The sequence below is a fragment of the Streptomyces sp. AC627_RSS907 genome (genome assembly GCF_019049165.1).
Genome location: NZ_JAGMUE010000117.1, coordinates 26906 through 36827 on the forward strand (window position 1 = coordinate 26906; position 9922 = coordinate 36827).

Sequence of the window (9922 nt, forward strand, 5' to 3'; positions counted from 1 at the left end):
GACTTCCGGAGCCATCTACGGCGGCAGGAGAGGAAGCCCGGTGCGAATCCGGCGCGGTCCCGCCACTGTGACCGGGGAGCAGACCCCGGGAGCCAGGAACTCTCACCGCCGGTCTCTTCGAACCAGGGCGTGGACACCCTGAGTGAGGACACAACGCGATGTTCGGCTGCCGATCGACGTTCAGCTCCAGGTACTTCCCTGACCGTGTGACCGGCTGATCCCCGTGCGTGCCGAACGCGTCTTCGCGTACGGCGCCGCCGCCGGCCTCCTCGGTGACCTCCTCCTCGGCGATCCACGCCGCGGACACCCGGTCGCCGCGTTCGGCCGTGCCGCCGGTGCCGTGGAACGGGTGCTGTGGCGCGACCACCGGGGCTGGGGCGCGCTGCACACCGCCATGTGCGCCGGTGGCGCCGTCGCCCTCGGGATGGCCGCCACCCATGCCGTACGCCACTCCCCCGCCGCCTCCGTCGCCCTGACCGGCGCCGTCACCTGGGCGGTCGTCGGCGGCACCTCGCTCGCCCGCGAGGCGCGTGCCGTCGGACGGGCCCTGGACACCGGGGACGTCGAGGCGGCCCGGGCCCGGCTGCCGCACCTGTGCGGGCGTGACCCGCAGGCGCTGGACGCCGACGGGATCGCCCGGGCCGTCGTGGAGTCCGTCGCCGAGAACACCTCGGACGCGGTGGTGGGCGCCCTGGTGTGGGGCGCCGTGGGCGGGGTGCCCGGGCTGCTCGGCTTCCGGGCCGTCAACACCCTGGACGCCATGGTCGGCCACAAGTCCCCCCGGTACCGGCGGTACGGCTGGGCGTCGGCCCGGCTCGACGACCTCGCGGGCTGGCCGGGTGCCCGGCTGACCGCCGCCCTGACCACCGTCGCCGGCGGCGACGCCCGGGGAGCCGCACGGGCCTGGCGCGCCGACGCCGCACAGCACCCGAGCCCCAACGCCGGGCCCGTGGAGGCGTCCTTCGCGGGCGCCCTGGGCGTGCGGCTCGGCGGGACGCTGTCCTACGGCGGGCGGGTGGAGCACCGGCCCGTCCTCAACGGGGCGGCGGGACGCGCCGTCCGGGCCGGATCCGGCGACATCGAGCGGGCCGTACGGCTCTCCCGGCGCGTGGGCTGGCTGGCGCTGGGCGTGTGCGCGGGCGCGCGGCTGCTCGTCCGCGGGGTCAGCAGGAAGGGACGTACGTCATGAACGGTGGCCTCCTCGTCGCCGGCACCACCTCCGACGCCGGCAAGAGCGTCGTCACCGCCGGGATCTGCCGCTGGCTGGCGCGACAGGGCGTGAAGGTCGCGCCCTTCAAGGCACAGAACATGTCGCTCAACTCCTTCGTCACCCGCGAGGGCGCCGAGATCGGGCGCGCGCAGGCGATGCAGGCCCAGGCGTGCCGCGTCGAGCCGACCGCGCTGATGAACCCGGTGCTGCTCAAGCCGGGCGGCGAGCGCAGCAGCCAGGTCGTGCTGCTCGGCAGGCCGGTCGGGGAGATGAGCGCCCGCGGCTACCACGGCGGACGGCAGCAGCGGTTGCTCGGCACGGTGCTGGACTGTCTGGCCGAGCTGCGGGGCACGTATGACGCGGTGATCTGCGAGGGGGCGGGCAGTCCGGCCGAGATCAACCTGCGCCGGACGGACATCGTGAACATGGGGATCGCCCGGGGCGCCGGGCTCCCCGTCCTCGTCGTCGGCGACATCGACCGCGGGGGCGTCTTCGCGTCCTTCTTCGGCACGGTGGCGCTGCTCGCACCCGAGGACCAGGCGCTGGTCGCCGGGTTCCTCGTCAACAAGTTCCGCGGCGACGTGTCGCTGCTGGAGCCGGGGCTGGAGATGCTCCACGGCCTCACCGGGCGGCGCGCGTACGGCGTGCTGCCGTTTCGGCACGGGCTCGGCATCGACGAGGAGGACGGACTGCGCGTCTCCCTGCGCGGGACGGTGCGGGAGTCGAACACCGCGCCGCCCGTCGGCGAGGACGTGCTGCGGGTCGCGGTCTGCGCGGTGCCGCTGATGTCCAACTTCACGGACGTGGACGCGCTCGCCGCCGAGCCCGGTGTCGTCGTGCGGTTCGTGGACCGGGCGGAGGAGCTGGCCGACGCCGACCTGGTGATCGTGCCGGGGACGCGCGGGACCGTGCGGGCGCTGGAGTGGCTGCGCGAGCGGGGGCTGGCCGACGCGATCGCCCGTCGGGCCGCCGAGGGCCGGCCCGTGCTCGGGATCTGCGGCGGCTTCCAGATGCTCGGCGAGCACATCGAGGACGACGTGGAGAGCCGCCGGGGCCACGTCGACGGGCTCGGACTGCTGCCCGTGCGGGTGCGGTTCGCCCGCGAGAAGACCCTCACCCGGCCGGTGGGCACAGCCCTCGGCGAGCGCGTCGAGGGCTACGAGATCCACCACGGGGTCGCCGAGGTACTGGGCGGCGACGCCTTCCTGGACGGCTGCCGGGCCGGCCAGACCTGGGGCACGCACTGGCACGGCTCGCTGGAGTCGGACGGTTTCCGGCGGGCCTTCCTGCGCGAGGTGGCCGCCGCCGCGGGCCGCCGCTTCGTGCCGGCCCCCGACACCTCGTTCGCCGCGCTGCGCGAGGAGCAGCTCGACCGGCTCGGCGACCTGATCGAACACCACGCGGACACGGACGCGCTGTGGCGGCTCATCGAGTCCGGCGCGCCGCAAGGACTGCCCTTCATTCCACCGGGAGCGCCCGCATGAGCACAGTGTTGTTGTTGTCGACCGCCGACACGGACCTCCTGGCGGCCCGGGCCGCGTCCGGTGCCTCGTACCGGATCGGCAACCCGACCCGCGTCGACGTCCGGGAGGAGCTGCCGGGCCTGCTGCGGGGCGCGGACATCGCCGTCGTACGGCTGCTCGGCGGCAAGCGGGCCTGGGAGGACGGGCTCGCCGCGCTGAAGGCGTCCGGCATCCCGACCGTGCTGCTCGGCGGCGAGTCCGTGCCGGACGCGGAGCTGATGGCCGAGTCGTCGGTGCCGGCGGGGGTGGTGGCGGAGGCGCTGCGCTACCTCGTCGAGGGCGGGCCCGCCAACCTCACGCAGCTCGCCCGGTTCCTGTCGGACACCGTGCTGCTGACCGGCGAGGGCTTCGACGAGCCGCGGAAGATGCCGGAGTACGGCCTCCACGGCTCGCGGAGCGTCCAGGAGGGCCGCCCCACGGTCGGCGTGCTCTTCTACCGGGCGCACGAGCTGAGCGGCAACACCGCCTTCGTGGACACCCTGTGCGACGCGATCGAGGCGCGCGGCGCCAACGCGCTGCCGGTGTACTGCGGTTCGCTGCGCGGCGCGGACGCCGGGCTGTACGAGATCCTCGGCCGGGCCGACGCCCTGGTCGCCACCGTCCTCGCGGCCGGCGGCACGCACGCCTCGCAGGCCTCGGCGGGCGGCGACGAGGAGGCCTGGGACATCGGCGCGCTGGCCGACCTGAACGTGCCGGTGCTGCAAGGGCTCTGCCTCACCTCGTCCCGCGCCGCCTGGGAGGCGTCCGACGCCGCGCTCTCCCCGATGGACGCGGCGATGCAGGTCGCGATCCCGGAGTTCGACGGACGCCTGATCACGGTGCCGTTCTCCTTCAAGGAGCAGGGCCCCGACGACGTGCCGGTGTACGCCGCCGACCCCGAGCGGGCCGGACGGGTCGCCGGGATCGCCGTGCGGCACGCGGCGCTCAGGCACAAGCCGAACGCCGAGAAGAAGCTCGCGCTGGTCTTCACCGCCTACCCGACCAAGCACTCGCGCGTCGGCAACGCGGTGGGGCTCGACACCCCGGCGTCGGCGGTGCGGGTGCTGGACGCGCTGCGGGACGCGGGGTACTCGCTCACCGACTACCCGTCCGGCGGCGACGAGTTGATCCACCGGCTGATCGAGGCCGGCGGACACGACGTCGAGTGGCTGACGGAGGACCAGCTGGCCGCCGCGCCCGCGAGGGTGCCGCTGGCCGACTACCGGGCCTGGTTCGAGAAGCTGGACCCAGAGCTGCGCGAGGCGATGACCGAGGCGTGGGGCGAGCCGCCGGGGTCGCTGTACGTGGACGGGGACGACATCGTGCTGGCCTCCCTCCAGTTCGGGAACGTCGTCGTGATGATCCAGCCGCCGCGCGGTTTCGGGGAGAACCCGATCGCGATCTACCACGACCCCGACATGCCGCCGTCCCACCACTACATGGCCGCGTACCGCTGGCTGGACAACAGCTTCGGCGCCGACGCGATCGTGCACATGGGCAAGCACGGCACGATGGAGTGGCTGCCGGGCAAGGGCCTGGGCCTGGGCGCCGGGTGCGCGCCGGACGCCGTCCTCGGTGACCTCCCCCTGATCTACCCGTTCATCGTCAACGACCCCGGCGAGGGCACCCAGGCCAAGCGGCGCGGGCACGCCACGGTCGTCGACCACCTCGTGCCGCCGATGGCCCGTGCCGACACCTACGGCGACCTGGCCAAGCTGGAGCAGCTGCTCGACGAGTACGCGCTCGTCTCCGACCTGGACCCGGAGAAGGCACCGGCCGTGCGGGCACAGATCTGGACGCTGGTCAAGGCCGCCGAACTCCACCACGACCTGCACGTGGACGACCAGCCGGACGACGACGCGTTCGACGAGTTCGTCATGCACATCGACGGCTACCTGTGCGAGATCAAGGACGTGCAGATCCGCGACGGCCTGCACCTCCTGGGCGGCGGCCCGGTCGGCGAGCCGCGCGTGAACCTCGTACTGGCCGTGCTGCGCGCCTCCCAGGTGTGGGGCGGGCAGGCGAACGCGCTGCCGGGTCTGCGGGCGTCCCTGGCCGGGCACTTCGGGCTGGTGGAGAAGGAGCTGCTGGCCGAGCCGGGCGCCCCGGTGAAGGTGCCGGCGGAGCTGACGGACCTGGTCGAGGGCCCCTCCCGGTCGGCCGCCGACGCCATCGACCTGCTGGAGCAGCTGTGCCGGCGGTTCGCGCAGGGGATGGAGTCCCGGGACTGGGACGTGACGGCCGTACCCGGTCTGGTGCGGGAGGTGCTGGGCACCGGACTCCCCGACGCGGTCGCCGTGCTGGAGTTCGCCTGCCGGGAGGTCGTGCCGCGGCTCGCCCGGACGACGGACGAGATCGGGCACATCCTGCGGGCGCTGGACGGCGGTTACGTCCCGGCGGGACCGTCCGGTTCCCCGACGCGCGGACTGGTCAACGTCCTGCCGACCGGCCGGAACTTCTACTCCGTCGACCCGAAGGCGATCCCGTCCCGGCTGAGCTGGGAGGTCGGGCAGTCGCTGGCGGACTCACTGATCCAGCGCTATCTGGCCGACACCGGCGCGTACCCGAAATCCGTCGGGCTCACGGTGTGGGGCACCTCCGCGATGCGCACCCAGGGCGACGACATCGCCGAGATCCTGGCGCTGCTGGGCTGCCGTCCCGTGTGGGACGACGCCTCGCGCCGGGTGACCGGCTTCGAGGTGGTGCCCCTGGCCGAGCTGGGCCGGCCGCGCGTGGATGTGACCGTGCGTATCTCGGGCTTCTTCCGGGACGCGTTCCCGCACGTCGTGGGGCTGATCGACGACGCGGTGCGGGCGGTGGCGGAGCTGGACGAGCCCGCCGAGTCCAACTTCGTGAAGGCGCACGCCGACGAGGACACCGCCGCGCACGGCGACCGGCGCCGGGCCACCTCCCGCATCTTCGGCTCCAAGCCGGGCGCGTACGGCGCGGGTCTGCTGCCGCTGATCGACGCCCGCAACTGGAGAAGCGACGCGGACCTCGCCGAGGTGTACGCGGTGTGGGGCGGCTACGCCTACGGGCGGGGGCTCGACGGGCGGGCGGCGCGCGGGGACATGGAGACGGCGTTCCGGCGGATCGCGGTGGCGGCGAAGAATGTCGATACGCGTGAACATGACATCGCGGATGCGGACGACTATTTCCAGTACCACGGGGGCATGGTCGCGATGGTGCGGCACCTGACGGGCGAGAGCCCGGAGGCGTACGTGGGTGACTCCGCCACTCCGGACCAGGTCAAGACGCGGACGCTGGGCGAGGAGACGCACCGGGTCTTCCGGGCGCGGGTGGTCAACCCGCGCTGGATGGCGGCCATGCGGCGACACGGCTACAAGGGCGCCTTCGAGATGGCGGCCACGGTGGACTACCTCTTCGGGTACGACGCCACGGCCGGGGTCGTGGACGACTGGATGTACGAGAAGTTGTCGGCGGAGTACGTGTTCGACCCGGAGAACCGGGCCTTCATGCGGCAGTCCAACCCCTGGGCGCTGCGGGGCATCACGGAAAGGCTGCTGGAGGCGGCGGACCGCGGGCTGTGGGCGGAGCCGGACCAGGAAACCCTGGACCGGCTCCGGGCGACCTACCTCGAGCTTGAGGGCGATCTGGAGGGAGACGCGTGATCTCCCGGGAAATCCCCGCGAGGGCGGGGAGCACACCAGCACGCCGCCTACCGCTGGTGACACGGCAGGACCATCCCCGCGTCGGCGGGAAGCCGACTTCGACCATGACGGCTCTGCGGCTTCGCCGCGAGTGGTCTTGGAGCGATTCCTTCGAAGGAGTGATCACCGCGTGAGCACGCCCTATCCCTTCACCGCCCTGGTCGGACAGGAAGATCTCCGCCTGGCCCTGCTTCTGAATGCGGTGAGCCCGGCCGTCGGCGGTGTGCTGGTCCGCGGCGAGAAGGGCACCGCGAAGTCCACGGCCGTGCGTGCGCTGTCGGCGCTGATGCCGACGGTGGACGTCGTCTCGGGGTGCCGTTTCTCCTGTGACCCCGACTCCCCCGACCCGGGCTGCCCGGACGGCCCGCACGAGCCGGGGGCGTTCGCGTCGCGCCCGGCGCGGATGGTCGAGCTGCCCGTCGGGGCCTCCGAGGACCGGCTGGTGGGAGCGCTCGACATCGAGCGAGCACTTTCCGAAGGCGTGAAGGCGTTTGAGCCGGGCCTGCTGGCACAGGCACATCGCGGGATCCTCTACGTCGACGAAGTCAACTTGCTGCATGACCACTTGGTCGACCTCTTGCTGGACGCTGCCGCAATGGGCGCCTCGTACGTCGAACGCGAGGGTGTCTCCGTGCGTCACGCGGCCCGTTTCCTGCTCGTCGGGACCATGAATCCCGAAGAAGGCGAATTGCGTCCCCAACTCTTGGATCGTTTCGGGCTCACTGTGGAGGTATCCGCCTCGCGGGAACCGGGCCAGCGAGTCGAGGTGGTCCGGCGCCGGCTCGCCTACGACGACGACCCGGCCGGTTTCGCGGCGCGCTGGACCGACGAGGAGGCCGCCGTACGGGCGCGGATCGCGGCGGCTCGGGAGCTGCTGCCGTCGGTGCGGCTCGGCGACGGGGCGCTCAGGCAGATCGCGGCGACCTGTGCCGCCTTCGAGGTGGACGGCATGCGCGCCGACATCGTGATGGCGCGCACGGCGACCGCGCTGGCGGCGTGGGCCGGGCGGACCGACGTGCTGGCGGAGGACGTACGGCAGGCCGCGCTGCTGGCCCTCCCCCACCGGCGGCGGCGCAATCCCTTCGACACGCCGGGACTGGACGAGGACAAGCTCGACGAGACGCTGGAGGAGTTCGGCGGGCAGGACGCGGGCGACGGCGACGACGATCCGGACCCGGGTCCCGGCGGGGGTCCCGGTGGACAGCCGGAGCCCGACGACGCGCCCCAGGGGGACGGTGACACCGCCGCGCGGCCCGAGGCCGGGGAGGGCGGGGAGCCGCAGCCGTCCGGCGGCGCCGGCGAGCAGTCCCCCGTGCGTGCCGCCGAGCCGTTCCGCACGAAGGTGCTGAGCGTGCCCGGGCTGGGCGACGGCGCCGCCGGGCGGCGCTCCCGGGCCCGGACCGAGCACGGGCGGACCACCGGGGCCCGCCGGCCCCGGGGGGCGCTGACCAAGCTGCACCTCGCGGCGACCGTGCAGGCCGCCGCGCCGCACCAGCGGGCGCGGGGGCGCAGCGGGCCCGGGCTGGTGGTGCGCCGGGACGACCTGCGGCAGGCGACGAGGGAGGGGCGTGAGGGCAACCTCGTGCTGTTCGTCGTGGACGCCTCCGGGTCGATGGCGGCGCGGCAGCGGATGAGTGCCGTCAAGGGTGCCGTGCTGTCGCTGCTGCTGGACGCCTACCAGCGGCGGGACAAGGTGGGGCTGGTGACCTTCCGGGGGTCGGCGGCCGAGGTGGCGCTGCCGCCGACGTCGTCGGTGGACGCGGCGGCCGCTCGGCTGGAGACGCTGCCGATCGGTGGCCGCACGCCGCTGGCGGCCGGGCTGCTCAAGGCGCACGAGGTGCTGCGGGTGGAGCGGCTGCGGGACCCGGCGCGCCGGCCGCTGGTGGTCGTGGTGACGGACGGGAGGGCCACCGGTGGCCCGGAGCCCGTCGCGCTCGCGGGGCGTGCCGCGCGGCTGTTCGCGGCCGAGGGCACCGCCTCCGTGGTCGTGGACAGCGAGTCGGGGCCGGTGCGCCTCGGGCTCGCCGGTCGGCTCGCGGACGAGCTGGGCGGTACGGCGGTGACGCTGGACGAGTTGCGGGCGGACTCGATCGCCGGCCTGGTGAAGGACGTACAGGGAAGCAGGAGGGCCGCGTAATGCCGCAGGGGCAGCCGAGTGTCGTACCGGACGACGGACTGACGACCCGTCAGCGCCGTAACCGTCCGCTGGTGGTCGTGCACACCGGTATCGGCAAGGGCAAGTCGACCGCCGCCTTCGGGCTGGCGCTGCGCGCCTGGAACCAGGGGTGGCCGATCGGGGTGTTCCAGTTCGTCAAGTCGGCGAAGTGGAAGGTCGGCGAGGAGAACGCGCTGCGGGTGCTGGGCGCCAGCGGTGAGGGCGGGACCGTCGACTGGCACAAGATGGGCGAGGGCTGGTCCTGGGTCCAGCGGGACGCGCAGATGGACAACGAGGAGAAGGCCCGGGAGGGCTGGGAGCAGGTCAAGCGGGACCTGGCCGCCGAGACGTACAAGCTGTACGTGCTGGACGAGTTCGCCTATCCGATGCACTGGGGGTGGGTCGACACCGACGAGGTGGTGTCCGTGCTGCGGGAACGGCCGGGGACCCAGCACGTCGTGATCACCGGGCGGAACGCGCCGGAGAAGCTGGTGGACTTCGCCGACCTCGTCACCGACATGTCCAAGGTGAAGCACCCGATGGACGCGGGGCAGAAGGGGCAGAGGGGCATCGAGTGGTGACGTCCGTGCCCCGGCTGGTGATCGCCGCGCCCTCGTCCGGCAGCGGCAAGACCACCGTCGCCACCGGGCTGATGGCCGCGTTCGCCGGGCGCGGGCTCGCCGTGTCCCCGCACAAGGTCGGGCCCGACTACATCGACCCCGGGTACCACGCGCTCGCCACCGGGCGGACGGGGCGCAACCTCGACGCGTACCTGTGCGGGCCCGAGCTGGTCGGGCCGCTGTTCCTGCACGGGGCGCGCGGGTGCGACATCGCCGTCGTCGAGGGGGTGATGGGGCTGTACGACGGGGCGGCGGGCGAGGGCGAACTCGCGTCCACCGCGCAGGTCGCCAAGCTGCTGCGGGCGCCGGTGGTGCTGGTCGTGGACGCGTCGTCGCAGTCGCGGTCGGTGGCGGCGCTGGTGCACGGGTTCGCGTCCTGGGATCCGGAGGTGCGGGTCGGGGGCGTGATCCTGAACAAGGTCGGGTCGGACCGGCACGAGGCGCTGCTGCGGGAGGCGCTGGACTCCGCCGGGGTGCCGGTGCTCGGTGCCTTGCGGCGGGCCGCCCAGGTCGAGACGCCGTCGCGGCACCTGGGGCTGGTGCCGGTCGCCGAGCGGGGCTCGCAGGCGGTGGAGGCCGTCGCGGCGATGGCCGCGCAGGTGGCCGACGGGTGCGATCTGGAGGCGTTGGCCGGGCTGGCGCGCGGTGCCGGCGCGTTGTCGTGTGCGGCATGGGACGCGGGTGAGGCCTTGCTTTCCCCGCCCCCGCCCCCGCCATCCCTTCCCTCCCCCACTCCCGGCTCCGCTCCAGCGGGGGGACCCCCG

General features: G+C 73.8%; 6 protein-coding genes and 1 riboswitch. All 6 genes read left to right on the plus strand.

The window, feature by feature from the left end; translation table 11 throughout:
* Positions 1-119, plus strand: a riboswitch (cobalamin riboswitch).
* Between the two features lie 104 nt (positions 120-223).
* Positions 224-1189, plus strand: coding sequence for a cobalamin biosynthesis protein (locus KUM32_RS25565; protein ID WP_217144310.1), 966 nt, complete (start codon positions 224-226; stop codon positions 1187-1189).
* The gene (locus tag KUM32_RS25570; protein WP_217144311.1) at positions 1186-2694 is read left to right on the plus strand and encodes a cobyric acid synthase; all 1509 of its coding nucleotides are present in this window, start codon (positions 1186-1188) and stop codon (positions 2692-2694) included. Before KUM32_RS25565 ends, KUM32_RS25570 begins: the two co-directional genes overlap by 4 nt.
* Positions 2691-6344 carry a cobaltochelatase subunit CobN gene (cobN, locus tag KUM32_RS25575; RefSeq protein WP_217144312.1) on the plus strand — a complete coding sequence of 1218 codons (3654 nt, stop codon included), beginning with the start codon at positions 2691-2693 and terminating at the stop codon, positions 6342-6344. Before KUM32_RS25570 ends, cobN begins: the two co-directional genes overlap by 4 nt.
* 169 nt (positions 6345-6513) lie before the next feature.
* Positions 6514-8520, plus strand: a complete 2007-nt coding sequence (locus tag KUM32_RS25580) for a putative cobaltochelatase (protein WP_217144313.1) — start codon at positions 6514-6516, stop codon at positions 8518-8520.
* Positions 8520-9119: a cob(I)yrinic acid a,c-diamide adenosyltransferase gene (gene cobO, locus KUM32_RS25585; protein ID WP_217144314.1), complete on the plus strand. Its 600-nt coding sequence runs from the start codon at positions 8520-8522 to the stop codon at positions 9117-9119. The genes KUM32_RS25580 and cobO overlap by 1 nt, the downstream gene beginning before the upstream one ends.
* On the plus strand, positions 9113-9922 hold an 810-nt coding region (locus tag KUM32_RS25590), incomplete at its 3' end, for a cobyrinate a,c-diamide synthase (protein ID WP_217144315.1). The genes cobO and KUM32_RS25590, both read left to right, overlap by 7 nt.